Source organism: Saccharopolyspora rosea, from assembly GCF_025643595.1.
Lineage (GTDB): Bacteria > Actinomycetota > Actinomycetes > Mycobacteriales > Pseudonocardiaceae > Saccharopolyspora > Saccharopolyspora rosea.
Genome location: NZ_CP102826.1, coordinates 5,564,963 through 5,589,251, shown reverse-complemented (window position 1 = coordinate 5,589,251; position 24,289 = coordinate 5,564,963). Strand labels below are relative to the sequence as shown.

Here is a 24,289-nt window from a genome sequence, read left to right as displayed (position 1 = left end):
TCCTCACACCGATTGGCCGGTCATCACCTGGTGGGAGCCCTGCAGCTGGGAACGAAGCTCCGGGGTCAGGATCTGTCCGACGCGCTCGACCAGGAGAGCCATCTCGTAGGCGATCAGGCCCATGTCGCAGTGTGGCGCCGCGAGCACGGTCAGACAGGAACCGTCGCTGATCGCCATCTGCAGCATGAGGCCGCGCTCCATTTCGACGACGGTCTCGTTCACGGCGCCCGCCTCGAAGCAGCGCGCCGCTCCCTGGGTGAGGCTGAGCAGGCCGGAGGCCACGGCCGCCAACTGGTCCGCGCGGTCGGTCGGCAGTTTCGCGGATGCCGTCAACAGCAGGCCGTCGGCGGAGACGACGACCGCGTGCGCCACGCCGGGTACGCGTTCGGTGAAGTCGGTGACCAGCCAACCGAACTGGCTCGGCTGGGGTTGGTGGGCGTTCATACCGCTTCCTGTCCTCCTCACTGGTTCGGGTTCTCACCGGTGTTCGTGTGCCGGGCGCCTGGTTCGCGGAGGGTGTGCTTGCCCTCTCGGACTCCGCGTTGGAAGCTGGCCAGGCGCCCGCGCATCTGGTCGGCGTCGCGCGGTGGGGCGGTCACGAAGTCGCTGGTCGAGCTGGGTGCCGACTCGGTTCTGGGGACTCGACGAGGAAGCCCGGTGGAAGCGAGGTCCGAGGCACCGCCGTCCGCTTCACTGGTCGGCGTTCCCTGCGGGGGTTGGGGTGCGGCTTGCCGACGGTGGCGACCGCGTCGCAGACCTTCCTGGAAACTTGAGAGCCGGCTGCGTGCGACGTTCGGGTCACGTGGCCGTTTGGGTTCTTCGTCGGTGTTGATGCTTCCCGCCACGAGATGCGCGCGCGGGATCCGCACGGGCAGGCCGGCCGTGGTGTAGTCGTTGGGTTCCGCGGCAGCGACCTCCTCGGCGCGCTGCTTGTCGGTGTCGCTGGCGAAGGTCCAGTCCTTGTCGTCGGGCTGGGAGCAAGGGAACCTTTCTTCCACATGTGACAGAAAGGTTCCCTTGCTCTCACCCTCAGCCGGCCGGCCCGGCCACTGGACCCCCTGATCCGAACACCCCTGCGACATCGTCTGGAACCACGCCGGCGCGAGACCATCAGGCGGCGGGCTCGGGGCGGAACCGTTGGTGCGCCGGGGAGGCGTCGCGTGCGAGGCCGGCCCCGGGCCGTCCGCAGCAGCGGCGTGGCCGTTCGGCGACGGATGCAGCAGGTGGAAGCCGTTGCGGACCGGCTGCTGCGCCGCCGCGTCCTGCTCGGCCGCTGCCCAGTCGAACTCGTCGACGAGCGTGTCGTGGTGGTGCGCGCCGTTGGTCTGCACGGTCGGGGTCGCGGCCGGTTCCAGCAGCAGTTCGGGCCCGAAGTACACGGCCGCGTTGACGCCGGTGGCTTCGGGGCCGCGGCGGAATTCGACGTCGATACCGTGCCGGGTGGCGAGCCGTCCGACGACGAAGAGCCCCATGCGCCGGGAGGTGGACGGTTCGACCTCGCCTCCCTCGGCGAGTTGCCGGTTCACCGCGTCGAGTTCGTCGTCGTTCATGCCGATCCCGCGGTCGACGATGTCGAGGACGAGACTTCCGTCTCCCCGGCGGTGCCCGCTCACGACGACCTGCGTCTGCGGAGCGGAGAAGTTCGCCGCGTTGTCGAGCAGTTCGGCCAGCAGACGCACCACGTCTCCGGCGGCGTAGCCGACGACGTGGGCGTCGGGCAGCGGCTGGACGACGACCCGCGGGTAGTGCTCGATCTCCGAGATCGCGGCTCGGACGAGGTCAGCGGCCGAGGCGGGCTGGGTGAACCGGCGTGCGAGGTCGGTCCCGGACAGGACCATGAGGTTCTCGTTGTTGCGCCGCATGCGGGTCGCCAGGTGGTCGAGCTGGAACAGCGTGGCCAGCTGGTCGGGGTCCTCCTCGTCACGTTCGAGCTGCTCGAACAACCGCAGCTGGCGTTCCAGCAGGCCCTGGCTGCGCCGGGACACGTTGACGAACGAGTCGCGGTAGCTGCGCCGCAGGTCGGCCTGTTCGGCGGCGAGACCGACGGCCTGCGTGTGCACCGCGTCGAAGGCTCGCGCGACCTGCCCGACCTCGTCGGCGGTGTCCACCGGGACCCGGGTGACCGGGTCCCGCGGCCGGTGCCCGGCCCGGATGTCGGCGACCGCCCGGGGGAGCTGGTTCTCCGCGGTGTCCAGGGCGGTGCGCCGGAGCACGTCGAGGGAGCCGAGCAGTTGCCGCGCCACCACCACGACGACCGCTCCGGCGACCAGCAGCGCGGACAGCAGCACCACGGACTCGGTACCCGCCAGGTTGCTCGCGCTGTCCTGCAACGCGAACGCGGTCCTGTGGAGCTGGTGGTCCAACCGCGACTGGAGGGACCCGACCGCGCTCAGCGCCGCACGCGACTGGTCCTTCCACGTCGACGGCGCGAGCGGCAGGCTGGTCTTGTCCCGACCGCTGCTGTGCGCGTCCATGGCCAGCTGCACGGCCGACTCCCGAGCCGGGACCTGCGGGTTGAGGTAGAGGCGGTCGTATTCGGCGCGTTGCCCGGGGGTGGCGGCGGCGCGGAACTCCATCACGGCGGAGGCGCGCCGCGACTCGCTGGCCGCCAGCCGCGCCAGGTCGTCGGAGGTGAACGTGCCACGGGTGAGCCCGGTGACCAGCAACGCCTGCTGCAGCTGCATCTCCTCGCCGATCTTGGCGAGCTCGTGCGCGGTCGTCGCGGTGGACACCAGCTCCGCCGACGACATCTGGGTGGTCAGCGTGCGATCCAGGGACAGCAGCGCACCGATGATGTCGGTGTAGGTGTTGGTGGCGGCCCCGGCGTCCATCCGCCCGTTCAACACCTGCGTGCGCAGCGCCGTGAGGTCGCTGAGCCACCGATCGGCCTCCTCGCGGGCGGACCGCACGGCGGCGGTGTTCGGCGCGGACTCCAGCAGCCGGCGGGTCGCGTCCAGGTTCCGGTCCGCGGCGGCGAACCGATCGCGGAGCTCGGGTTCCGGAACCGGGCCCCTGGCGAGGAATTCGGCGGTCAGGCTTCGCTCCTGCTGCAGGTCGGCGACGGACGAGCGCACCGCGCTCATGGCGCCGACGAGGCGGTCCAGTTCGGCGTACTCGTCGGACTTGGCGACCTGGCCCTGGATCTGCAGCGTTCCCAGTGCGAGTGCGAAGATCACCGGGACGAGCACGACGGCGCCGAGCTTGACGGGCAGTTTCCAGTTGCGCCAGTTCGTGATCCGCTCGGTGATTCGCCGAAGGGTGGCAGACCACGTGGACGCCCGGAGCGCGGTCGCGGGCGAGTGGTCGGGTTCGCTGCTCACGACGCAGTCCTTTCCCGCGCGGTCGAATCCATGTCACCAACAGCGCGTTCGTGCGGTGGGCGGAGTTGCGTTTCCTGGGGGCTTTTCGCCTGTCGGCGGCGCTGCGTGCGTCCAGGTCCTCGGATCCGGTACGGTCTCCGGTGCCTGGGCATTCGAACGCGTCGATGCCGAGTTCTGCCGCCTTCCGTTCGGATCGGCTCGGGGTCGTCGGTTGCAGAACCCTACCTCAGCGTTTCGATCACGGGACTAACTCGTTCGTGGTTTTCTGACCAGCGTTGACACCAGTTCTCGACGCCGCCGATCGCCTGCGGCGCCCCGTTCCGGAAACGCCCCGTGCACCGGCGGTGTCCGATTTCCGGCGGTACGCGAACCCCTTTATCCCCCGATGGGGGAAGAATTGTCCCGAGTGCGCTGTTGATCAGCGGGAATGGTCGCCCGGTGCCGGGTGGACCGCCCTCGGCGTCCCCGCCACCAGGTGAGAACGGGAAATCGGAAGGAAGATCACGACTTTCGGGTTCGTTTCGCGCGCTGACCTGATTCGTGACAGTTGACCACACTGCGTGACCGGAGAATTCATCAATAAGTGTGCTGTGTTGTCGCGACCCTCCGTTCGGCGGCGCTGCGTGGCTAAACTTCCGGCCCGGTTGGCGCCGCCGTCACTGTCCACGCGTGGTCGCCGATGCGTGGATGCGCACCCCGACAGCCGCCGTGGCGGCGCGGAACCGCGGAAACCGGTCCAGGACCGCATCGGAACTCCTCCCCGCCCTGGAAGGACGCATGCGCAACGCAACCCGCCCCCGATCCGCACACCCGCCCGCCGGTGCCCACGTCGATCGCTTCGGCGGGATCGACGAGGCCGCGCCTCGCCCGCGAGCTTGCGAACCCGACTACTCCGCCATCGCCGAGAGCGCCGAATTCCTCGACCTGCGCGCCAGGTTGCGCCGCTTCGTGTTCCCGATGAGCGCCGTGTTCCTCATCTGGTACCTCGGGTACGTCATCGCGGCCGCCTACCTGCCGGAGTTCATGGGCATCCGGCTGGTCGGCGAGATCAACGTCGGACTCCTCATGGGAGTCGGCCAGTTCGCCTCCACGATCCTGATCACCGCGCTTTACCTGAGGTTCGCCTCGCGGCAGATCGACCCGCGCGTGTTCGAGCTGCACCGCGAGGCGACCGGGGAGGAATCCGAGTGATGGCCACGAACCCCGTGCTCAACATCAGCATCTTCGGTGTGTTCGTGCTGATCACGCTGGTCATCGTGTACCGCGTCAGCAGCATCGGCACCGCCACCGACTACTTCGCCGCGGGCGGCCGGTTCTCCGGCGCGCAGAACGGGATCGCGCTGTCCGGCGACTTCCTGTCCGCGGCGTCGTTCCTCGGCATCGCCGGCGCCATCGCCATCCACGGCTACGACGGGTTCCTGTACTCGATCGGATTCCTCGTCGCCTGGCTGGTGAACCTGCTGCTGGTCGCCGAACTCCTGCGCAACACCGGGCGGTTCACCATGGGCGACGTCCTGAGCTTCCGGATGCGGCAGCGCCCGGTGCGCGCCGCGGCCGCGGTGTCCACGCTGGTCATCTCGTTCGTCTACATGATCGCTCAGATGGCCGGTGCTGGCGGGCTCGTGGCCCTGCTGCTGGACGTGCACAGCGCCGGCGGCCAGGCCCTGGTCATCGCCGTCGTCGGCTTGGTCATGGTCGTGTACGTGCTCGTCGGCGGGATGAAGGGCACCACGTGGGTCCAGATCATCAAGGCCAGCATGTTGATGCTGTGCGCCGTGCTCATGACGCTGTTCCTGATGGGGAAGTTCGGGTTCAGCATGACCTCGCTGATGCAGCACGCAGCCGAGAAGAACCCGCTCGGGGTGCGGATCTTCGCCCCCGGTGCCCAGTACGGCAAGGACGAGCTGACCAAACTGGATTTCGTCTCGCTGTCGCTGGCGCTGGTGCTCGGAGTGGCCGGGTTGCCGCACGTGCTGATGCGGTTCTACACCGTGCCGAACGCGCGCCAGGCGCGCCGGTCGGTGGTGTGGGCGACGTGCACGATGGCCGTCTTCTACCTGTGCACGCTCGTCATCGGCTACGGGGCGGGGGCGGTCAACGGCACCGACGTGATCCGGTCGGCACCGGGCGGGGAGAACTCCGCCGCCCCGCTGCTGGCGTACCGGGTCGGCGGCACCGTGCTGCTCGGGATCGTCGCCGCGATCGCGTTCGCCACGATTCTCGCCGTCGTCGCCGGACTCACCTTGACGGCCGCGGCGTCGTTCGCGCACGACCTGTACGCCAACGTCGTCAAGCACGGCGAAGTCGACCCCGACTCGGAGGTGCGCGTCGCGCGGGTGACCGCGCTCGTCGTCGGCGCCGCCTCGATAGTCGGCGGAATCCTCGTCAACGGCCAGAACATCGCGTTCCTGGTGGCGCTGGCCTTCGCGTTCGCGGCCTCGGCGAACCTGTCCACGCTGTTGTTCTCGCTGTTCTGGAAGCGCTTCAACACCACCGGAACGTTGTGGGGCATCTACGGCGGGTTGGGTTCGTGCCTGGTGCTGGTGATCTTCTCGCCCGTGGTGTCCGGTTCCCCGGAGTCGATCCTGCCGCACGTCGACTTCGCCTGGTTCCCGCTCAGCAACCCCGGACTCGTGTCCATCCCGATCTCGTTCCTGTGCGGCTGCATCGGCACGTTCCTCGGCGACGCCGAGGAGGATCCCGGGCGGGCCGCGGAGATGGAGGTGCGTTCCCTCACCGGCATCGGCTCCCGATGAGGGGTGGAGCAAGGGAACCTTTCTGCCACATGTGGCAGAAAGGTTCCCTTACTCACCGGACTGGGTCGGTCAGCCGAACAGGCTCAGGACCTTGCCCCAGAAGTCGGGGGCCGCGGGCTGGTCGGCGTGGTGCGCGTCGTGGTCGTGGGAGGTGACCGTGACCGCCTCGGGCTTCCCGGTTTGCAGCTGCGCGGTCCGGGACGTGCCCTGCTGGCCGAAGACCACGTCCGAGCAGGAGTAGAAGGCCTCGGGGCTGTCCGTGCGCTGCCAGATCGTGTAGAGCACGTGCTGCCCGGACTTCCCCGCCGGGATCCTGGCGGGCAGCTCGTAACCGTCGCCGGTCTCCTGCGGGTTTTCGACGTGAGCGATCGGTTGGGTTTCGAGATCGTTCCACGCCAGCGGCTTGGACGGGTCCCAGCCGTCCTTGGTGATGTAGACGTCGAAGTAGCCCTGGTGCTTCGCGGTGGCCTTGAAGTGCAGGGGCAGGTCGCCGGTGTTCAGCTGGGTGGTCGGCCAGGCGGTGGCCGGTCGGTCGAATCCCGAGTTGGTCGGGTTGTTGGCACTGCAGAGCTTGCCGTCCGGGATCAGTTCCTTGTGCCGACCGTTGGCGTCGCCGATGCGGTTGCTCATCCAGTCGTAGATCGAGGCGGCGCCGTTCTCGGCGACGACTCCCTTGCAACCTTCGGATTTCGGGGTTTCGGCGCCTTCGAGGTAGCAGGTGTAGGCGCGGCCTGCCGGGGATCCCATGTCTCCGTGGGCGAAGGCCGCCTGCGGCGCCAGCACGGCACCGGCGATGGTGAGGGCACCCAGAGCGGTGGCGGATGCAGCCTTGCGGCGCACGTTCACGTCGGACTCCTCTTTCGGGGTTGGGGCGGTCCCGGGTGCAAGGTGTCGTGCGGGACTCGCGCTCCTCGTGCGGGGCACTCCAGATATTCACCCATTGGAGTTGCCTGGTCCATTGCAGCGACGATGTGTCCTGTCCTGCGCCGATCGGTTTTGCGGGAGGTGTTTTCGCAGTTCACAAAGGTTGTTGTCAGGAGTCCGCGAGTTCGCTAAGCGGCTCTCACACGAGGGGTAAACGAACCTTAAGACGCCGATTCGGTGATTCCGGCGGGCGGCGCGGAAGGGTGGAGCAAGGGAACTTTTCTGCCACATGTGACAGAGAAGTTCCCTTGCTCCAGCCCTCACCGCGGCGTGGTGGGCCACCGAGCCCCGTTCTCCCAGTACGTGCGGATGCTCTCCAACGGCCGCCCGCTGGTTTCCGGGGCATAGCGGTGAACGAACACCCAGGAGACGGCCGCGAGGACGAGGAAGAGCGCGAACGTGGTGACGCCGCCGAGCCCGTCGAGCAGCGGGAGGAAGAACTGGGCCACGATGAGGTTCGCGACCAGGTCGGCGGTCAGCATCAGTGACGCACCGAAGGTGCGCAGCCGCGCCGGGAAGCTCTCCGAGGCGTACACCCACACCAGCGAGCCGAAGCCGAAGTTGAACGCCGCGGTGAACACGAGGATCGCGGCGAACCCCCACAGCGATCCGCCGCCTTCCAACGACCCGGTGGCGAACACGGAGATCATGACGAGACCGGAGAGCATCATGGCGCTGATGCCGCCGAGCAGCACCGGCCGCCGCCCCACCCGGTCCACCACGAAAAGCGAACCGATGGTCGCCACCAACGCCGCCGCCTGCACGAGTGCGGGGAGACCGATCACCGTGGCGTTGCCGCGGAAACCCATCTCCTTGAAGATCATCGGACTGTAGTAGGTGATCGCGTTGATCCCGGTGATCTGCACGAGGAACCCGAGCACGAGCACGAACGCGGTCGCGGTGGAGTACGGCCGCCGGAACATCTCGCCGAACCGCCCACCGCGCTCGGCCGCGATGTCGGCCTGGATCGCGGAGATCTCGCGGTCGGCATCGGCCTGGGGGTCGACCAGCCGCAGCGTGCGCCGCGCCTGCTCGCGCTGTCCTTTCAGGACGTACCAGCGCGCGGTGTCCGGCAGCCGCACCAGCAGGAAGATCACCAGCACCGACGGCACCGCCGACAGCGCGAGCATCAGGCGCCAGTTGCCGGATCCGGCCAACGCCCAGTCGACGAGGTAGGCGAGCAGGATGCCGGTCACGGTGGCCACCTGGTATCCGACGACCAGCGCCCCGCGGATCGCCGCAGGCGCCGACTCCGCGAGGAAGATCGGCGCGACGACCAGCGACAGACCGATGCTGAGGCCGAGGAAGAACCGCGCGACGTCCAGCCACAGCACGTCGGACACCACTCCGGACCAGGCCGAGAACAACGCGTACCCGACGGCCACCAGCAGCATCGTCGTCCTGCGGCCGACGGCCGTGGCGAGTTTCCCCGCGACGAGCGCGCCGACGATGTTGCCCGCGACGAGGACGGTCGTCACGCTGCCCTGCAGAGCGGGCGTCAGCCGCATCTCGTCGCTGATGAACAGCAGGGCACCGGAGATGTTGCCGATGTCGTAGCCGTAGATGACGCCGATGGTGGCGGCCGTGATCGCGATCCGGCGGCCCGTGCTGGAGATGGCGCCCGGCGTGGGCGGGGCTGCGGACATGACGCCCTCCTTGTTGCGGTCAGGTTCCGTCGAGGACCTCCGGTGGGTGGACTCGAACGGTGTCGCGTTGCCGCCGGTATTCGTCGGCGTCGAACTCGCCGGCCACCGGCGCCGCGACGGCGGCGGCCGAGATCGCCACCGCCTCGGCGAGGCGGTGCGGCCAGGGAGTCCCGTCGACGTGACCGCTCACGAGCGCGGCCACCACGGCGTCTCCCGCCCCGGTCGGGTTGCCGCGCACCGGCTCACCGGGTCTCGCGCGCCACACCCCGCGCCCGATGGCGGCGACCAGGCCCTCGGCACCGAGGGAGACGACGACGTCGACGCCGTGCTCGTCCCGGAGGTCGACGGCCGCCCGCAGCGGATCCGGCCGAGAGGTGAGCTCGCGCAGCTCCTCCGCGTTCGGCTTCACCAGAGCCGGACGGGACTTGACGGCGTGCCGCAGCGCCGGTCCCGAGGTGTCCACGATGCACGGGACCCCGGACGCCGTCGCGCGGTGGATGAAGGGAACCTTGCTGTCATCCGGAACGCCCGGCGGCAGGCTGCCGGTCAGCACCACGGCCGACGCCTCGGGAATCCGCGCCAGGACCGCCTCCCGGAACCCCGTCCACTCGGCGGGGCCCACCACCGGGCCGGGTTCGTTGAACAACGTCGCCTCACCGTCCGCAGTGGACACCACTGCAACGGTGCGCCGGGATTCCTCGCGGACGGCGGCGATGTCGGCGTCGATTCCCGAATCGAGCAGGTCCTGCCGGATCAGCTCCCCGGTCCGGCCACCCGCGAGCCCCGCGACGACGGCGCGACGACCGAGCCGCCCCAGCACGCGGGCCACGTTGACGCCTTTGCCGCCGGCGCGTCCGCGCACGGACCGGACGCGGTGCGTGCGGTGCGGGACCAGCCGGTCCACCGCATACGTCACGTCCCACGCCAGGTTCGGCGTCACCACGAGGATCACCGCCGGTCACGCCTGCTCTAGCACGACCGAGCGCGTCAGGTTCCGCGGCCGGTCGGGGTCGACTCCGCGTCGGTGGGCGAGGCCGACCGCGAGCAGCTGGGCGCGAACCAGGTCCGCCATGGGATCGCCGGAGTGCTCGACGAACGCGGCTCCGGCGCGTCCGACCTCGGCGGCCAGCCCGGGCGGGGCAGCGCCGAACATCCACGTGACCCGGCCGGGTTCGGCGATGCTCACCGGCCCGTGCCGGTACTCCCACGCGGGATAGGACTCGGTCCACGCCCCCGCCGCCTCGCGGAACTTCAACGCGGCCTCGTGCGCGAGACCGACGGTCCACCCGGAGCCGAGGAAGGTGAACTGGTCCGCCGCCAGCAGGTCCGGTGCGAGTTCCTCGCCGAGCGCGTCCTCGGCCTGGGCGGCGGCCTCGGCGAGCGATTCCCCGAGGTGCGCTCGCAGCAGCGCCAACGTGGTCGTGGCGAACCGCGTCTGCACGACCGAACGCTCGTCGCTGAAGGACAGGTCGACGACGTGGTCGGCCGCCCCGCGCACGGCTTCCGGCGTCCCGGTCAGCACGACCGTCGGCGTCGCGCCCCGCAGCACCTCCAGCAGCCGCAGGACCTCGGTGGTGGTGCCGGACCTGGTGATCGCGACTACCTGGTCGTAGGAGCGGGAGGTGGGCATCTCCGACGCCGGGAACGCATCGGTGATGCCGTGTCCCGCGGTTTCGCGCAGCGCCGCGTAGCTCTGGGCCATGAACCACGACGTGCCGCAGCCCACGACCGCGACCCGGTCCCCGGCACGGGGCAGCACGTCGTGCAGCGATCCGGCGAGTTCGGCGGCTCTGCGCCAGCACGCGGGCTGGCTGGTGATCTCGGCCTGCACGAACGTCTGCGCCATCGCACGCTCCTCCGCCACGCGGTGTGCTGGGAAACAGGCGAGACAGTAAGTGCTCGAAATTGCACGGTCAATGCTCTGTTCGAGCATTTGTGCGCGCAGAGCGTCAGGCGGTCAGGACGCGAACTCCCGCGATCTCGAAGGCGCGGACGACCTCGACCTCGGCGCCGGCATCGGTGATCAGCGTGTCGATCGTCTCGGTGGCGCAGATCTGGGCGAAGGCGCGGCGTCCCAGCTTCGATCCGTCGGCGACCACGACGACCCGGCCCGCCCGCGAGGCCATCAGGCGGTTGATGCTCGCCTCGCCCTCGTGGTGCGCGGACGCGCCCAGCCCGGGCTCGATCGCGTCCACTCCGAGGAAGAGCAGGTCGAGGGTGATCTCCCGGAGGATGTGGGTGGCCAGCGGCCCGGTGAGCTCGAACGACTGCTGGCGGGCCACACCGCCGGTGACCACGATCTTGATGTGCGGGCGGACCACCAGTTCGTTGGCGATGTTGAGCGCGTTGGTCACCACTGTGAGCCCGGGATCGCCGTGCTCGGCCAGGTCGGCGCGGGTGGCGAGGCTGCGCGCCACTTCGGTGGTCGTGGTGCCGCCGTTGAGGCCGATGACCATGCCGGGCTGGACGAGCCGGGCGGCCGCCGCGCTGATCCGCTGCTTCTCCGGGGCGTGCCGCGCCGCTTTGTGCCGCAGCGGCAGGTCGTAGGCCACGCTCGTGGCCACCGCCCCGCCCCGGGTGCGGGCCAGCAACTGCTGTTCGGCGAGGTGGTCGAGGTCGCGGCGGATGGTGGCGGCCGAGACGTCGAGTTCGGCGGCCAGTTCCTCGACGTCGGCGCGCTGCCGCTGCCCCACGATGTCCAGCAGCCTGCTCAGCCTCTCGTGCCGGTTCACAGCCGCAAGCTACTACAGCGCCCCGGTTCCACTGCGCCGAACGGATCACCGCGGAACCCGCCGCGCGCCGGGTGTGCTCCCCATCACTGCTGTGCAATGCTGCGTGAAATTGGTCTGTTATGCACAGGTTTAACCAGGAGGGCTTATGGTCGACGAGCCGGGTAGCGCCCCCTTGTCCCGGCGGAGCCTGCTGCGGACCGGCGCCGCCGCCGGTGCCGGACTCGGTCTCGCCGGACTCGCACCGTCCGCCTCGGCTTCTCCCGGTGCCGGAGGAGAACCGATGATGGGTGTGCCCTTCGAACCCCGGGACGTGGTGCGGGTCGGGATGGTCGGCCTCGGCAACCGCGGGTCCTCGATGTTGCCGCTGTTCCTCGCGCTCGACTCGGTGCGCGTCGTCGCGCTGTGCGACGTCAACGCCGGCGCGGTCGCCCGCGCGGCCAAGACCGTGGTCGACGCGGGGCAGCCCGAGCCCGCCGGGTACTCGCGCGGCGACCACGACTTCGAGAAGCTCTGCGCCCGCGACGACCTCGACTTCGTCTACATCGCCACGCCGTGGGAATGGCACACCCCGATGGCGCTCAGCGCCATGCGAGCCGGGAAGCACGTCGGCTCCGAATGCCCCATCGGCACGAGCATCGAGGACCTCTGGCAGCTCGTCGACACCTCCGAACGGACGCGGCGGCACTGCATCCAGCTGGAGAACTGCTGCTACGGGCAGAACGAGTTGCGCGTGCTGCGCATGGCGCACGACGGCATGTTCGGCGAACTGCTGCACGGCTCCGGCGCCTACCTGCACGACCTGCGGGAGCTGTTGTTCTCCAAAACCTACTACGCCGGGCAGTGGCGGCGAGCCTGGCACACCCGCGTCAACGGCGACCTCTACCCGACGCACGGGCTCGGGCCGGTCGCGTCCTATCTGGACATCAACCGCGGTGACCGGCTCGTGCGCATCACGTCGATGAGCACGCCTGCCCGGGGACTCGCCGAGTACCGGGCGCAGCACATGCCGCCCGGTGATCCGACGTGGCAGGAGGACTACGTCGACGGCGACGCCACGATGAGCCTGCCAGACGCAGGCCGGACGGGTCATCCACCTCGTGCACGACGTGTCCAACGCTCGTCCCTACAGCAGGCTCAACCAGCTGCAGGGGACCAGAGGAGTGTTCGAGGACTACCCGCCGAGGATCTACCTGGAACCCACCGACAAGCCCGACGAGTGGGGGAACTGGGACGACTACGCCGACCACGACCACTGGCTGTGGAAGGACGTCGGCCCGGGCCCGGGCGGCCACGGCGGCATGGACTACCTGATGCTCTACCGGCTCGCGCAGACCATGCGCCTGGGGCTCCCGCCGGACATCGACGTCTACGACTCGGCGACCTGGAGCGCCCCGTTCGCGCTCAGCGCCCGCTCCGTCGCCCGCGGCAGCGCCCCAGTCGACTTCCCCGACTTCACACGCGGCCGCTGGACCACGCCGCATCCCGGCACCGACTCCCCGAAGCCGTCGTGAGGAGTGGAGCAAGGGAACTTTTCTGTCACATGTGGCAGAAAAGTTCCCTTGCTCTCCACCCGGCCATCGGAGATCCTCCCCAACCGCGGCCGCACCGCGCGGCCGGAAGGGACGGGTGCCGGATGAACCTCCACGCGCTCCTGCAGGCGCGGGCGCGCGAGCGCGGCCCCGTCCGGGTCGGTGTGGTCGGCGCGGGCAAGTTCGCGTCGATGTTCCTCACCCAGGCGCTCACCACCTCCGGCATCCACGTCGTCGGCGTGGCGGACCTGGACCCGCAGCGGCGCGGGCGGCGCTCGGACGCACCGGCTGGCCCGCCGAGCGCTACGCGGCGACGAGCCTCGCCGAGGCGCGGCGCACCGGCGGCACGCACGTCACCGACGACGCGGGGGTGCTGGTCGCCGCCCCGCACGTCGAAGTCGTCCTGGAGGTCACGGGCGACCCGGTGGCCGGGACGGAGCACGCGGTGCGCGCGATCGACGCGGGACATCACGTCGTGATGGTCAACGTCGAGGCCGACTGCCTGGTGGGACCGCTGCTGACCGAGCGCGCCCGCCGCGCCGGCGTCGTCTACTCGATGGCTTACGGCGACCAGCCCGCGCTGATCTGCGAGCTGGTGGACTGGGCGCGCACCGCGGGTTTCGGCGTGGTGGCGGCCGGGAAGGGCACCAAGTACCTCCCCGCGTACCACGAGTCCACTCCGGACACCGTCTGGGACCACTACGGATTGACCGCACAGCAGTTGGCACGCGGGGATTTCAACCCGCGGATGTTCAATTCGTTCCTGGATGGCACCAAGTCGGCGATCGAGATGGCGGCGGTGGCCAACGCGACCGGGCTGACTCCGCAGGACAGGGCCTGATGTTCCCGCCGTGCGGAGTGGACGAGCTGCCCGAGGTGTTCCGCCCCGCCCAGGTGGGTGGCGAGCTGAGCCGCAACGGCACGGTGGAGGTCGCCTCCAGCCTGCACCGCGACGGCAGCGAGGTGCTCCGCGATCTCCGCTGGGGCGTGTACGTGACGTTCGAAGCGCCCACCGACTACGCGGCGCAGTGCTTCGCCGAGTACGGGGTGCGCACCGATTCCGCCGGGCGCTACGCCTCGCTGTACCGCCCGTACCACCTGATCGGCCTGGAACTGGGCGTCAGCATCGCCTCGGCGGCGCTGCGCAACGAGCCGACGGGTTGCCCGACGGCGTTCCGCGGAGATGTCGTGGCGGTGGCCAAACGCGACCTGCGGGGGAGGTCCTCGACGGCGAGGGCGGCTACGCGGTCCACGGGCGACTCGCCCCGGTCGAACTGTCGCTGAACCGCGCGGCCCTGCCGATCGGACTCGCCGGGGGATGTCGTCTGCGGGCGGATGTCCGGCGGGGTGGTGTCGTCGGCTGGGCGGACGTCGAGGTCGACGACTCCGTGCTCGCGGTGCGGTTGCGCGGGGAGCTGGAAACCGCGGCGCGGCCGTAGGGTGGAACGAACACAGGCCCACTTGAGGAGAAGCGTGAGTTCCGCGAGCGCGTGGGAGCCGGTGCGCAGGGTGCGCACCTACGAGCAGGTCATGGCGCAGATCGAGTAGCGCATGCTCGACGGTCTGCTGGCGCCGGGCGATCGGCTGCCCAGCGAGCGCGAGCTGGCGCAGCTGCTCGGGGTCAGCCGCCCGTCGCTGCGGGAGGCGTTGCGCGTGCTGGAAGCGATGGGCATCGTCGACGTCCGTCCGGGACGCGGCCCGGAGGGCGGCACGGTGTTCGTCGGCAGACCCGGCGAGGGCGGTTTCGCGATTCTGCTGAAGATGCAGCTCGCGCTCGGCCACTTCAGCGACGGCGACGTGATCCGCACCCGGCTGATGCTGGAGGAGTGGTCGGTCGCCGAGGCGGCCAGGCACGCGACCGAAGCCGACCACGCCGAACTGCGGCGGATCCTGGACCGGATGGACGCTCCGGAGCTGTCCGCCCGCGACTTCAACCGGCTGGACACCGAGTTCCACGTGCGCATCGCGGAGTCCACCGGGAACGCCCTGGCCTGCTACCTGATGAGTTCGCTGCGCGCGGCGATCCACCGTCGGATGGTCGACGCCAGCGAACGCGTCGACGACTGGCAGCGGACCTCCGGACCGGTGCGGGCCGAGCACCGCGCGATCCTGGAGGCCGTCGAACGGCACGATCCGGAGCGGGCCGCGGCCCTGGTGCGCAACCACATCAACGACTTCTACGGGACCGGCTGACCATCGCGCACGACGTCGGCGACCTGTCTGAGCCGCAGGACGTCCGACGTGGCCGCGGCGACCACCAGCCGGGTTTCGTCGTCCGCGTCCGGTAGCGCGGCGGGTTCGCCCTCCTCCGGGGTGACCAGCAGTTCCGCGGTCCGCTCGACGGCCGCGGCGGTTCCGGCGTTCCGGGGCGCGAGCAGCAGGGCGACCGACTGACGCATGAGCCCGGTCAGGCTTTCCGCCGCGGTGTCGAGCGCTTCGGCTGCCGCGTCGTTCCGGGGCTTGGCGGCGACGAGCGCCTGCTGGTCCCGCACGGCCGTCCGGAAGAGCCGCGCCATCTCCCGATGATCGCGTTCCCGACCGCGCATGACGTCGGCGACGTGCAGCAGCAGAGCGCGGACCGACGAGCACGCGCGGTCGACGAGTTCCCGCGAGCCGGGCCGGCGCACACCGGGCACGGCGGCGAAGCCGAACAGCAGCCCGATGACCACGGCGAGGCCGATCAACACCAGGTATTCGACGAGCACGTCCGCCGGATCCAGCTGCCGCGTGGTCGCGTTGAGACCGACGCTCATCAGCACGATGCAGCCGTTGAAGACGACTGGTCGCGAGCGCATGAACCAGAATCCGACCAGCAACGCCAGCACGGCGACCGGCACCAGTGCGGACGTCGGCAGGAACCGGATCACCGCTGCCAGCACCACGGCTCCGGCGAGGACACCGACCACCCGCTGGACGGCCTTGGCCAGCGTGTCGCGCCATTCCGGCTGCATGATCGCGAACGTGGTCATCAGGAACGGCACCGTGAGCGGATCTCCGGGGCGCAGCGACGCCACGACGAGCGCGACGAGCACCCCGACCGCACAGCGCACGGCGTGCCGCAATTGCGTGGAACGCCACGACAGCGTGCCCCCGGACGTCACGCGCAGGACTTCCCGCCACGGCTCGGCGGAGACCCGCACTCGCGTGGTGTCTCGCCTGAACGCTGCCGACCGGACCGAATCCAGAGCGCTCCACATCCGGTCGACCAAGTCCGCCGTCGCACCGGGAAACCCGGGGGAGAGGGCCTCCCGGGCCACTTCGGCGGGATCGTCCGGCACCCGGGAGCGCACCGTTCCGGCGAGCCGCGCGGCCTCCTCCCGAGCGGAGTCCAGTGTGGACTCAAGGGCCTGTGCCCGGTCGGCCGGGAGCATCCGGCAGCGGTCCGCCAGCACGCCGAGAACGGCGCGGAACTCGATGGCACCGGCGAGCACCTGCGCGGTCCAGCGCACCGGCCGGTCGCCGTGCCAGGCGCGCAGCGATTCGGCCGGGTCGGGCGGCGGTTCCGCGCTCAACGCCTCGGCCAGCACCGCCCGCGTCGGCCCGCTCGGGTCACGCGCGCCGATCAGCGCGCGCAACGCCACCACCACGACCACGGCCAGCACGGGTGCACCGACGATCTGCACCGGTGACGCCACCCCGGTCAGCTGGTAGCCGTAGCCGAACAGCGACGCCATGCCCAACCCGAGGCCCACCTGGACGTACCGCCTGCCCAGCGCGGGCAGCAGCGCTGCGACGAACACGATCAGCGCGACCAGCGCGATCCCCGCCCATTCGGACGCTTCGGCGACCAGGCGCGGCACGGCGACACCGACCACCATCGCCGGCGCCACCCCGGCGAGCACCCGGAGATCGGGCCGCAACGCACCACCGGCCGCGGCCATGAAGCAGAACAACCCGGTGAGAGCCGCCAACACCGACGCGGCCCCGAGCCCCACCGCGGCTCCCAGGCCCCCGATCCCGCCGACCACCACCAGGACCACCAACAGCATCGAGGCCGGTCGTCCGCCCGTCATGTCCCCGCATGGATCGACATGCCGGGAACTGTATTCGACGAGCGGAACCCGCAGCGGCACCTAGCCCCCGGCGCGGCTCGCACCATCACGCGAAGAAGCCGCGCCTGACTGGTCAGACGCGGCTTCACCGGAAGCGCCCTCGGCAGGACTCGAACCTGCGACACCTGCCTCCGGAGGGCAGTGCTGGAACCCGGCGTTTATGCAGATCAGAGGCACATACGAGGTCTTTCCACGGGCGCATCGCACGTGGATTGCACGCAGGGAGAGGAACAGCAGAGGATGACCACGCTCTCATTCCGCTTCTACAAGAAGCGGCGGGGAAGACCTGCACTAGCGCTCCTTCTCGCGTCTCAGAGGATCTCAGGGCGCGAAATTTGCCCCGTTATGCGTCCTGTGTACGCCGTCGAGCCACCCGTACTGCGATCTCGGCCGATCGGCCGACTCGTACTCGTCGGGGCTCTGTGGCGCTCTTGAGGGTGGGAGACTGGGGCCAGAGGGCACGCCGTGACCGCGTCGCCAGCGAAGTCGAGCAGAAAGGTCAACTACTCGTGACCGATGAGGCGTCCAAGTGGATCGTTCACGGTGAGCGCACCGTCTACGAGAGCGACTGGGTACGCGTCGGCCTTGCCGACATCTCGCAGCCGTCCGGCCAGCGGTTCGAACACCACACGGTCTGGTTCCCCGCCCCGGCGATGACCGTTCTGATCGACGACAGCGGTCAGAACGTGCTTATGGCGTGGCGACACCGGTTCGCGCCCGACATCTGGAACTGGGAACTCCCCGGCGGGATCATCGACGCTGGGGAGGAACCACGGGAGACGGCGCTGCGGGAACTCATCGAGGAGACCGGCTACCGCCCGCGGTCACTGGAGCCGATCCTCGTCTTTGAGCCCGCTGTCGGGATGCTTCGCAACCCTAACCACCTCTTCCTCGGTCGGGGAGCCGAGCGCGTGGGAGACGCGACGGAGGTCAACGAGGGGAAGTTCGAGTGGGTACCCCTCGCTAAGGTTCCCGAACTCATCCAGGGGGGACAGATCAAGAACTCCGGCACGCTCGTCGGGCTGCTCCACTACCTGGCGTTCCCCCGCGACGATGCCTAGTCGGCAAGGAGTCGAGTCATGCGCGCACGCTGGCGGGCCGACCCTGTACGGCCCGCCAGCTCCAGCGCCCGGTGTGCATGTTCCTTCGATCCCGCGACGTCGCCACGCTTCCGGAGCGCCAGCGCCAGGTCCACGCGCAGGCTCGATTCCGCGCGCTTCGAGGACAACGCCTGGTCGCCGTCGAGCGCGGCCGTCAGGTCGTCGACCGCTTCGTCCGCGCCGAGTCGGGCGAGACAGTGCCCGCGCCAACGTGCGAGGTGCGTCTGGTTGAGCATCAGGTACGGCAGTTCGGGATCGACATCCCCTTCGGGGAGGACGTCGGCCGCCATGTCGAGCAGGTGACGTGCCCGGTCTCCCTGCCCGGCAGCGGCGAGGAACTCTGCTTCGGCCGCGGCGAGCCATGCTCGGAGCCGAGGCGGCACCCTCTTCGCCGCCTCCGGATTGTGCGCGTACTGCACCAGCTCGACCGCCTCGGAAGCCCTCCCCGCGTCCAACAGCGCGTACGCCTGCTGCGCCGTGACGTGTGCCAACGCAGCTGGATCGTCGCCTTGGCGCGCGGCGGTCCGAGCGACGTCGTGCAGGTTCCAAGCCTGCTTGACGTCACCGGCGTCGAGTGACTGCCAACCCGCTAGCGCAGCCGCTTCGGCGAGCGCCACGGCAGCCTCACCGAAGTGCTTGCCGGGCAGGGCGGCCCGCAGGATGCCCTGCATGTGTTCGACGTGGGCGACGGTCTGAGGGATGATCGCCGACCCGACGCGGCGGTCCATCAGTCGATAGTGGTTCGTCTGGCCGTCCAGCATCTCCACCAGCTCGGCATCGATGCGCACGACGTCCAGCGTCGACGGCAACTCGATCGATGGTGGCGCGGCAACCTCTACGAAACCGAGCGCCGCCGGCGGCAGCTGGAAGACCTCGCACAGCTCGTCCTTCCAGTCCACAGGGGAAACCCGCCCCTGTTCCCACTCGGTGTACATCCGCTTGAGGCTGCCGTCCTTCGGAGGCATCTTCCCGTGTCGCTTCCGGGCTTCGCGGAGCTTGGCGCGTACCTCGCTCTGGCTCATTCCTGCGGCCAGCCGCGCCCGCTTCAGCGTCGTCGCCTCCGACTCATCCACCGGATCACCGCCCCCTCTCAACGTTTCGGCTGGTCACCGCCTGGTGAGTCGGCTCGCTCACCCCCGACTCACCTCCGACTCATCTATTCATCCTTGCAGATCGCCCCGATTCTTGAGTCATGACAGCGAAAACGGTTCCGATCCCCGCAATGCGGCAGGTCGTCGGAGCCGTCCTGACTCTCGAAAGGGGTAGTCAACATGGGCAAGTCCCAGTTCCCGTTCCCGATGCCGAAGGCCGGCAGCGGTCTTCTCTCGAAGGTTCTTGGTGGCCTCGTGTTGCTGGCCGTCCTTGCGCTGGTGGTGAAGCACCCGACGGACGCCGCGGAGTTCGCCCGGAACGCCTCCACTGCTCTCGCTGGGGCGGTGGACGGTCTGACGACGTTCCTCCGCGGCGTCCTCGACTGAGGTGCGGTCAGGTGTTGAGTTCGGTGAGCAGGCCGCTGAGCCTCCGGTCCAGAGCGTTGATCCGGGCCCGGATGTCGCGGAGTTCGGCTTGCGCCTCGTTCAGTTCGTTCCGGAAGGCCGAGGTGCGTTCTTCCTGCGACGGTCCGGTGTCGTCGTCGACCTCGCGGACCTTGGCAGGCCTCTTCGTCCTGATGGTTACCAGCCCCTCGGTCGCGAGGAGCCGGATGGCTTCTCCGACGGTGTTGGGGGCCGCTCCGAGTTGCTTGGCGAGTACTCGATATGGGGGAAGTTCGCTCCCAGCCGGGCGCGTGCCCGACCTGATTTCCTTGCGCAGCTGATCTGCGATTTCGGTGCGATCGAGACCCATGTAACCCCTTTCGCTCGCTCCCTGAGTCTACCGCTGGCTTAAGCCACGTGTTGACACACGGGAGCCGGGGACCCTACTGTCTCAAGTCAGAACGGTGACTTAAGTCAGAAAGGAAGCTGATGAACGACCAGACCGTGAAGCCGCTCCCTTCGGAGGTCATGCCGGAGTCGGAGTTGTCGGACCGGGAGCTGCTGGCCAATGCGCTGCAAGAGGCGATGGATGCCTACGCGGCGGGCGTGCTGGGCGGTCCGGGCCTGGATGAGTTGGAGCTGCGGCGGGCGGCGCGGCGCGCTCGGCGTGCGGACGCGGCCCGGCTGCTGAAGACCCGCGTGGTTGCTGAAGAGGAGGGGGAGATCGCATGACCAGCCAGGAGCGCATCGCGCGTGCTGACAGCTTGTACCAGCTGATGACGCACGTGCCGGGCGACCAGCTCGCCGAGTCCCCGGCTTGTGCCGACGTGGCGGACCCGGAGGTGTTCTTCCCGGTCTCGCCGCAGGATGCCGAGCGGATCGAGGCGGCCAAGGCCGTGTGCGCCGGCTGCGGGCTCCGGGCGGTGTGCCGGGAGCGGGCGCTGCGGACCGCCGAGCCGCACGGCGTGTGGGGTGGGCTGACCGAGTGGGAGCGCGAGGAGATCCTGCGTGAGCGCCGGGCGGCCGGGCAGGGGCCGCGGGTGTCCCGTGCGGCCGCGGTCGAGGCGTTGGACGTGGTGTCCGGCTCGATCGGGGCGGTGACCGCGGGGGCGCACCGGGCGGTGGACGCGTTGGAGCGCATCGCCGGGCACGAGCTGCCGCTGGTGCGGCACCGGGTCGCCACTCGGCTGTCGGACTGCCGGCGGCGTGGTGACGGTGTCGAGCAGACCTCTGCGGCGGTGCTCGCGGTGTTGCGTCCGGAGCTGCGTCGCCTGGGCGGCGACGAGGCCGCCGAGGGGGTGGCGGCGTGATGGTCGGGCAGTTGGATTCGGCGGTGACGTTCGGGGTGGTGTTGCCGTCGTTGTTGGTGGCGCACAACGTGGCGGATCACTGGGTGCAGACCTCGCACCAGTCGGGCCACAAGCACCTGCGGTCCTGGACGGGCCGGTGGAACTGCGCCAAGCATGTCGCCACCTACACCGCGGTCACCGCCGGTGTGGTCGGTCTGGTGTGGGCGGTGCTGGGGCTGTCGATCACGCTGGTCGGGTTCGTTGCGGGCCAGCTGGTTTCGGCGGTGACGCACTACTGGGCTGACCGCCGATTCATGCTCAAGCGCTTGGTTGAACGACTTGGCCTGGGCGGGTTCTACCGGCTCGGCGCGCCGCGGACCGGGAAGGACGACAACCCGCACTTGGGTACCGGGGCCTATGTGCTGGACCAGTCCTGGCACTGGGCCTGGCTGTTCGTCGCCGCGCTGGTCACGGCTGTGGTCGGGGGTGTGTGATGGCTGGGGATGTTCGGTGGGCCGATCTGCTGTGCCCTGACTGCACCGACCAGGTGTTGGCCGAGCCGTTCTCCTGGGGGCTGCGCTGGAAGCACCTGACTCAGCAGGACAACTGGGACTGCTTCGCGTGCAAGCAGTTGCTCGACGAGGCGATAGATCGTCACGGCGGTCAGCTCCAGGTGGCGTCCACCTTCGCGTACCTGCCGCCGTCGGTGCGCCGGGAGATGGTCGCCGCGCACGAGGCCGGACACGCCGTCCTCGGCCTGGAGTTCGGCTACCCCCTCAGCCATGCCGCAGTGGGCTCTTCCTCAAACCCCAACGCCGATGGCGAGGTGTGGTGGGACTTCAACCGGCACGTCGTCAGCAACGACGAGTACGGCGCCATGACCTACGCCGGGGCCCTGGCGCAACGCCGCTGGTTGGAAGCCCAGGGCTACCAACTCGACGTCGCCGACCTGGTGGATCTGTCCAAAGGCGCCAGTGAAGACATCGTCGGTCTGGTCAACCAGCTCGGTGGCTTGCCCACCGGAGCCCTGGACAAGGCCACCGATCTGATCTCGACCCACTGGCAGCGCATCCAGCACCTCGGCGGCGAACTGGCCCGCACGGGCCACATGGACGCCGACCACGTGCACCGCGCCCTGCGAGCCCTCGACCGACCTCGCGCGACCCCGGCCCCGGCCCCGGCGCCGGCGCGGCCAGCCCGGCACCCCACACCCCAACCCGCCCCCGCACCCACCAACACCACGAAAGGAACCGCATCCATGGGCATCGAAGAGATCCGAGGCTTGATCGCCGAGGTCGAGCAGCGCAACAACACGGTGGCCAGCCAGCTCGTCCAGGCCAAGACCGAGATCGAGCAGGCGGCCGGGCTCCTCCAGCACTACCTCGGGCAGAGCAGCGACAGCGACGTGCACACCGCGATCGGCCAGCAGCACCAGATCAGCGACCAGCTCGACCAGCTGGCCGGACAGCTCACCCAGATCAGCACCGGCCTGACCGGCTACGCCGGACGCCTCTAAACCGTCCCCTCGAAATCGCCTGGAGGAAAGACGATGGACACCGTCCACAGTGACCTGCGCGGAACCCGAGTGCCCTGCCCGCCGTGCCACGCCGCCGGACGCCGCCCGGCCACCTGGGCCTGGAACATCCACCCCGACGGCCGCGCCACCTGCGTCGTCTGCGGCCACACCACCCGCAAGCCCGTGCCCGCCCTGGCCGAACACCCCCGCCACACCCGACGCCTGCGCCGCTGGATCGGCCGCGGCAAAACCGCCGAACAGCGACTCGCCCTGCTCAACCAGGCCAACAGCCAGGAGTGAGGGCAGATGAGTCGCTGCCGTCGACAAGCCGCCGTCGTGATGGGAGGTGCGTGATGGGGCGCGTGCGCTGGTCGGATGTGTTGTGCGAGTCGTGCGCGCACCAGATCGTCAGCGGCGGGTGGAGACCGCGGTTCTTCGGCCTGCTCAAGAACGATCTGGCCGAGGTTCGGTGCGGCGGGTGCCGCGAGGTGATCAAGCGCTTGCTCAACCAGCACCACGACGGACTCGTCGTCAGCCCGTACACCTGGCTGGACCAGGCATCGAAGCAGGAGTTGGCGTCCTGGCATGAGGCGGCACACGCCGTGCTCGGTGAGCATGTTGGTTTGCGGGTCGATCAGGCTGTGGTGGGCAAAAGCGCCGCGGCCGTGGCGGGCAGTGAGACCGAGCTGGGCGGACGGGTCGTCTGGGACCTCACCGACGACCCCTCGGTGAGCGTGGCCGATTACGCGGCCGTGTGCACCGCGGGCGCCGTCGTCGAGGCCAGATGGCTACGGGAACGCGGCTGGAACACACCGGAAAACCTGCTCGACGTCGCGTTCGGGTCGACCTATGACATGGAAATGATCGCCAACTGCGCCGACGCGGTCACCGATGACACGTTCGCGCAGGGCCGCGCCGATGCCGCGAACCTGATCGCCGATCAGTGGCACGAGATCGAGGACGTCTCAGAAGAACTCCGACGCCGAGGCCGGCTGGACCGCGACGCCGTGAAGTGCGCGATCCGTGACGGTCGCCGCCGTCGCCGCGCCGCCCTCGCGCCGCCAAGCATCGGCGGCACCACCTCCCCGCGGGCCGGCAGCGACCTGCTCGCGGCCCCAGAACCCCTCACCACCACCGTTTCGGGAAGGAGCACATCTATGGGGATCGAGGAGATCAAGAACACCCTGGCCGCCGCGTCCAGCGAGATGAACGAGCTCCGTGGCATGACCGCCGAGGTCGAGCAGCGCAGCGACGCGGTGCGCGGCCAGCTGGCCGGGGTGTTCTCCGGCGCGGACGCCACCGAGGCCAGCGAGGCCCTCAACGCGGTCGGACGCCTGCTGGACCAGCTCGCCGAGGCCACCGGGCTCATCGGCATTGCCCAGCAGGCCATCGAGTCCTACGGCGCCCGTCTGTGAACCGCTCGCACCACCACGACCCGACCCACCGTCCTGGAAGGACCCACGCGATGAACCACGACATCCGCGACACCGACAGCACACCGGACACCGCCGACATCATCCTGTTCGCCGTATCCGAAGGCATCGTCCACGTGCTGCTGGTCCGCCGCTCCGACGACTCGGACGCGTTTCCCGGCTTCTGGGCACTGCCCGGCGGATTCGTCGACCCCGGCGAAACCGCCCTGCAAGCCGCCATCCGCGAACTGGCCGAGGAAACCGGCCTGAGCGCGAGCGCGGTCACGCTGAGGCGCGTCGGCCGCTACGACACGCCCGGACGCGACCCCCGCGGCCCGATGGTCAGCGAGGCGTTCACCGCGGTGCTCCCGCGTATGCCCATCCCCACCGCCGGATCTGACGCTGCCGTTGCCCAGTGGGTGCCCCTCTACCAGGTCAGCCCCCACCTGGCGTTCGACCACGCCCAAATCCTCACCGACGCCTACGACCTTATGCGGCGCCTCGGCGCGCTCGAAATCGCCTGACCTGCCACCAACGA

At 69.7% G+C, this 24,289-nt stretch carries 22 protein-coding genes, 1 tRNA gene and 2 pseudogenes; 14 read left to right on the top strand and 11 right to left on the bottom strand.

What is annotated here, in order from left to right:
* Positions 1-3: 3 nt before the first annotated feature.
* Together NV263_RS25950 and NV263_RS25945 are read right to left on the bottom strand one after the other, a co-directional pair.
* On the bottom strand, positions 4-444 hold the full coding sequence (locus tag NV263_RS25950; RefSeq protein WP_263249242.1) for a roadblock/LC7 domain-containing protein: 441 nt from the start codon (positions 442-444) through the stop codon (positions 4-6).
* A 17-nt stretch (positions 445-461) separates the two neighbouring features.
* A complete protein-coding gene (locus NV263_RS25945; protein ID WP_263249241.1) occupies positions 462-3,320 on the bottom strand; it encodes a sensor histidine kinase in 2,859 nt (952 codons plus the stop codon).
* A gap of 777 nt (positions 3,321-4,097) precedes the next feature.
* Here NV263_RS25945 and NV263_RS25940 point away from each other — a divergent pair.
* Positions 4,098-4,511, top strand: coding sequence for a DUF485 domain-containing protein (locus tag NV263_RS25940; RefSeq protein ID WP_263249240.1), 414 nt, complete (start codon positions 4,098-4,100; stop codon positions 4,509-4,511).
* Positions 4,511-6,076: a solute symporter family protein gene (locus NV263_RS25935; protein WP_263249239.1), complete on the top strand. Its 1,566-nt coding sequence runs from the start codon at positions 4,511-4,513 to the stop codon at positions 6,074-6,076. The genes NV263_RS25940 and NV263_RS25935 overlap by 1 nt, the downstream gene beginning before the upstream one ends.
* A 69-nt stretch (positions 6,077-6,145) precedes the next feature.
* Here NV263_RS25935 and NV263_RS25930 read toward each other — a convergent pair whose 3' ends face one another.
* From NV263_RS25930 to NV263_RS25910, 5 genes are all read right to left on the bottom strand, one after another.
* Positions 6,146-6,922, bottom strand: a complete 777-nt coding sequence (locus NV263_RS25930) for a lytic polysaccharide monooxygenase auxiliary activity family 9 protein (protein WP_263249238.1) — start codon at positions 6,920-6,922, stop codon at positions 6,146-6,148.
* Between the two features lie 338 nt (positions 6,923-7,260).
* Complete coding sequence (locus NV263_RS25925; protein WP_263249237.1) at positions 7,261-8,646, bottom strand: sugar porter family MFS transporter; 1,386 nt, start codon at positions 8,644-8,646, stop codon at positions 7,261-7,263.
* 19 nt (positions 8,647-8,665) lie between these two features.
* Entirely contained in the window at positions 8,666-9,598 is a 933-nt protein-coding gene (locus tag NV263_RS25920) for a 1-phosphofructokinase family hexose kinase (protein ID WP_263249236.1), read from the bottom strand.
* Positions 9,599-9,604: 6 nt separating this feature from the next.
* Positions 9,605-10,492 carry an SIS domain-containing protein gene (locus NV263_RS25915; protein ID WP_263249235.1) on the bottom strand — a complete coding sequence of 296 codons (888 nt, stop codon included), beginning with the start codon at positions 10,490-10,492 and terminating at the stop codon, positions 9,605-9,607.
* 103 nt (positions 10,493-10,595) lie between these two features.
* Positions 10,596-11,378 carry a DeoR/GlpR family DNA-binding transcription regulator gene (locus NV263_RS25910; RefSeq protein WP_263249234.1) on the bottom strand — a complete coding sequence of 261 codons (783 nt, stop codon included), beginning with the start codon at positions 11,376-11,378 and terminating at the stop codon, positions 10,596-10,598.
* A gap of 145 nt (positions 11,379-11,523) precedes the next feature.
* Between NV263_RS25910 and NV263_RS25905 the strand changes: the two are divergent.
* The 3 genes and pseudogenes from NV263_RS25905 (at position 11,524) to NV263_RS25890 (ending at position 15,100) form a co-directional block, all read left to right on the top strand.
* A pseudogene (locus tag NV263_RS25905) lies at positions 11,524-12,889 on the top strand (Gfo/Idh/MocA family protein).
* 496 nt (positions 12,890-13,385) lie between these two features.
* Positions 13,386-14,191, top strand: a pseudogene (locus NV263_RS30755) (hypothetical protein).
* Positions 14,192-14,458: 267 nt separating this feature from the next.
* On the top strand, positions 14,459-15,100 hold the full coding sequence (locus NV263_RS25890) for a FadR/GntR family transcriptional regulator (protein WP_263249231.1): 642 nt from the start codon (positions 14,459-14,461) through the stop codon (positions 15,098-15,100).
* Here the strand turns inward: NV263_RS25890 and NV263_RS25885 are convergent.
* A complete protein-coding gene (locus tag NV263_RS25885; RefSeq protein ID WP_263249230.1) occupies positions 15,085-16,896 on the bottom strand; it encodes an FUSC family protein in 1,812 nt (603 codons plus the stop codon). The two genes, NV263_RS25890 and NV263_RS25885, sit on opposite strands and share 16 nt — an antisense overlap.
* A 156-nt stretch (positions 16,897-17,052) precedes the next feature.
* A tRNA-Arg gene (locus tag NV263_RS25880) sits at positions 17,053-17,159 on the bottom strand.
* Positions 17,160-17,468: 309 nt separating this feature from the next.
* On the opposite strand from NV263_RS25880, the gene NV263_RS25875 reads away from it, so the two are divergent.
* The gene (locus tag NV263_RS25875) at positions 17,469-18,020 is read left to right on the top strand and encodes an NUDIX hydrolase (RefSeq protein ID WP_263249229.1); all 552 of its coding nucleotides are present in this window, start codon (positions 17,469-17,471) and stop codon (positions 18,018-18,020) included.
* Here the strand turns inward: NV263_RS25875 and NV263_RS25870 are convergent.
* Positions 18,017-19,132 carry a tetratricopeptide repeat protein gene (locus tag NV263_RS25870; RefSeq protein WP_263249228.1) on the bottom strand — a complete coding sequence of 372 codons (1,116 nt, stop codon included), beginning with the start codon at positions 19,130-19,132 and terminating at the stop codon, positions 18,017-18,019. The genes NV263_RS25875 and NV263_RS25870 overlap by 4 nt on opposite strands.
* Before the next feature lie 198 nt (positions 19,133-19,330).
* Here NV263_RS25870 and NV263_RS25865 point away from each other — a divergent pair, with 198 nt between their 5' ends.
* Positions 19,331-19,537 (top strand): hypothetical protein, encoded by a 207-nt coding sequence (locus tag NV263_RS25865; RefSeq protein WP_263249227.1) that lies wholly within the window; start codon positions 19,331-19,333, stop codon positions 19,535-19,537.
* Between the two features lie 7 nt (positions 19,538-19,544).
* Here the strand turns inward: NV263_RS25865 and NV263_RS25860 are convergent, their stop codons facing one another.
* Complete coding sequence (locus NV263_RS25860) at positions 19,545-19,904, bottom strand: winged helix-turn-helix domain-containing protein (RefSeq protein WP_263249226.1); 360 nt, start codon at positions 19,902-19,904, stop codon at positions 19,545-19,547.
* 119 nt (positions 19,905-20,023) lie between these two features.
* On the opposite strand from NV263_RS25860, the gene NV263_RS25855 reads away from it, so the two are divergent.
* Genes NV263_RS25855 through NV263_RS25825 form a run of 7 tightly spaced genes read left to right on the top strand, consistent with a single transcriptional unit; the run spans position 20,024 to position 24,275 of the window.
* A complete protein-coding gene (locus NV263_RS25855) occupies positions 20,024-20,266 on the top strand; it encodes a hypothetical protein (protein ID WP_263249225.1) in 243 nt (80 codons plus the stop codon).
* Positions 20,263-20,844 carry a WhiB family transcriptional regulator gene (locus tag NV263_RS25850; protein ID WP_263249224.1) on the top strand — a complete coding sequence of 194 codons (582 nt, stop codon included), beginning with the start codon at positions 20,263-20,265 and terminating at the stop codon, positions 20,842-20,844. The genes NV263_RS25855 and NV263_RS25850 overlap by 4 nt, the downstream gene beginning before the upstream one ends.
* A complete protein-coding gene (locus tag NV263_RS25845) occupies positions 20,844-21,317 on the top strand; it encodes a DUF3307 domain-containing protein (protein WP_263249223.1) in 474 nt (157 codons plus the stop codon). Before NV263_RS25850 ends, NV263_RS25845 begins: the two co-directional genes overlap by 1 nt.
* Entirely contained in the window at positions 21,317-22,339 is a 1,023-nt protein-coding gene (locus NV263_RS25840; protein ID WP_263249222.1) for a hypothetical protein, read from the top strand. Before NV263_RS25845 ends, NV263_RS25840 begins: the two co-directional genes overlap by 1 nt.
* Before the next feature lie 33 nt (positions 22,340-22,372).
* The gene (locus tag NV263_RS25835; protein WP_263249221.1) at positions 22,373-22,639 is read left to right on the top strand and encodes a hypothetical protein; all 267 of its coding nucleotides are present in this window, start codon (positions 22,373-22,375) and stop codon (positions 22,637-22,639) included.
* A 53-nt stretch (positions 22,640-22,692) separates the two neighbouring features.
* Positions 22,693-23,754 (top strand): hypothetical protein, encoded by a 1,062-nt coding sequence (locus tag NV263_RS25830; RefSeq protein WP_263249220.1) that lies wholly within the window; start codon positions 22,693-22,695, stop codon positions 23,752-23,754.
* Between the two features lie 50 nt (positions 23,755-23,804).
* Entirely contained in the window at positions 23,805-24,275 is a 471-nt protein-coding gene (locus NV263_RS25825) for an NUDIX hydrolase (RefSeq protein ID WP_263249219.1), read from the top strand.
* Positions 24,276-24,289 lie beyond the last annotated feature (14 nt).

Bases quoted from the DNA above. Each gene is read 5' to 3' on its own strand.
- NV263_RS25890 (WP_263249231.1), top strand. From the start codon at position 14,459: ATGCTCGACGGTCTGCTGGCGCCGGGCGATCGGCTGCCCAGCGAGCGC.
- NV263_RS25860 (WP_263249226.1), bottom strand. From the start codon at position 19,904: ATGGGTCTCGATCGCACCGAAATCGCAGATCAGCTGCGCAAGGAAATC.
- NV263_RS25950 (WP_263249242.1), bottom strand. From the start codon at position 444: ATGAACGCCCACCAACCCCAGCCGAGCCAGTTCGGTTGGCTGGTCACC.
- NV263_RS25940 (WP_263249240.1), top strand. From the start codon at position 4,098: ATGCGCAACGCAACCCGCCCCCGATCCGCACACCCGCCCGCCGGTGCC.
- NV263_RS25885 (WP_263249230.1), bottom strand. From the start codon at position 16,896: ATGCTGTTGGTGGTCCTGGTGGTGGTCGGCGGGATCGGGGGCCTGGGA.
- NV263_RS25865 (WP_263249227.1), top strand. From the start codon at position 19,331: ATGGGCAAGTCCCAGTTCCCGTTCCCGATGCCGAAGGCCGGCAGCGGT.
- NV263_RS25855 (WP_263249225.1), top strand. From the start codon at position 20,024: ATGAACGACCAGACCGTGAAGCCGCTCCCTTCGGAGGTCATGCCGGAG.
- NV263_RS25835 (WP_263249221.1), top strand. From the start codon at position 22,373: ATGGACACCGTCCACAGTGACCTGCGCGGAACCCGAGTGCCCTGCCCG.
- NV263_RS25830 (WP_263249220.1), top strand. From the start codon at position 22,693: ATGGGGCGCGTGCGCTGGTCGGATGTGTTGTGCGAGTCGTGCGCGCAC.
- NV263_RS25935 (WP_263249239.1), top strand. From the start codon at position 4,511: ATGGCCACGAACCCCGTGCTCAACATCAGCATCTTCGGTGTGTTCGTG.
- NV263_RS25925 (WP_263249237.1), bottom strand. From the start codon at position 8,646: ATGTCCGCAGCCCCGCCCACGCCGGGCGCCATCTCCAGCACGGGCCGC.
- NV263_RS25840 (WP_263249222.1), top strand. From the start codon at position 21,317: ATGGCTGGGGATGTTCGGTGGGCCGATCTGCTGTGCCCTGACTGCACC.
- NV263_RS25825 (WP_263249219.1), top strand. From the start codon at position 23,805: ATGAACCACGACATCCGCGACACCGACAGCACACCGGACACCGCCGAC.
- NV263_RS25845 (WP_263249223.1), top strand. From the start codon at position 20,844: ATGGTCGGGCAGTTGGATTCGGCGGTGACGTTCGGGGTGGTGTTGCCG.
- NV263_RS25915 (WP_263249235.1), bottom strand. From the start codon at position 10,492: ATGGCGCAGACGTTCGTGCAGGCCGAGATCACCAGCCAGCCCGCGTGC.
- NV263_RS25850 (WP_263249224.1), top strand. From the start codon at position 20,263: ATGACCAGCCAGGAGCGCATCGCGCGTGCTGACAGCTTGTACCAGCTG.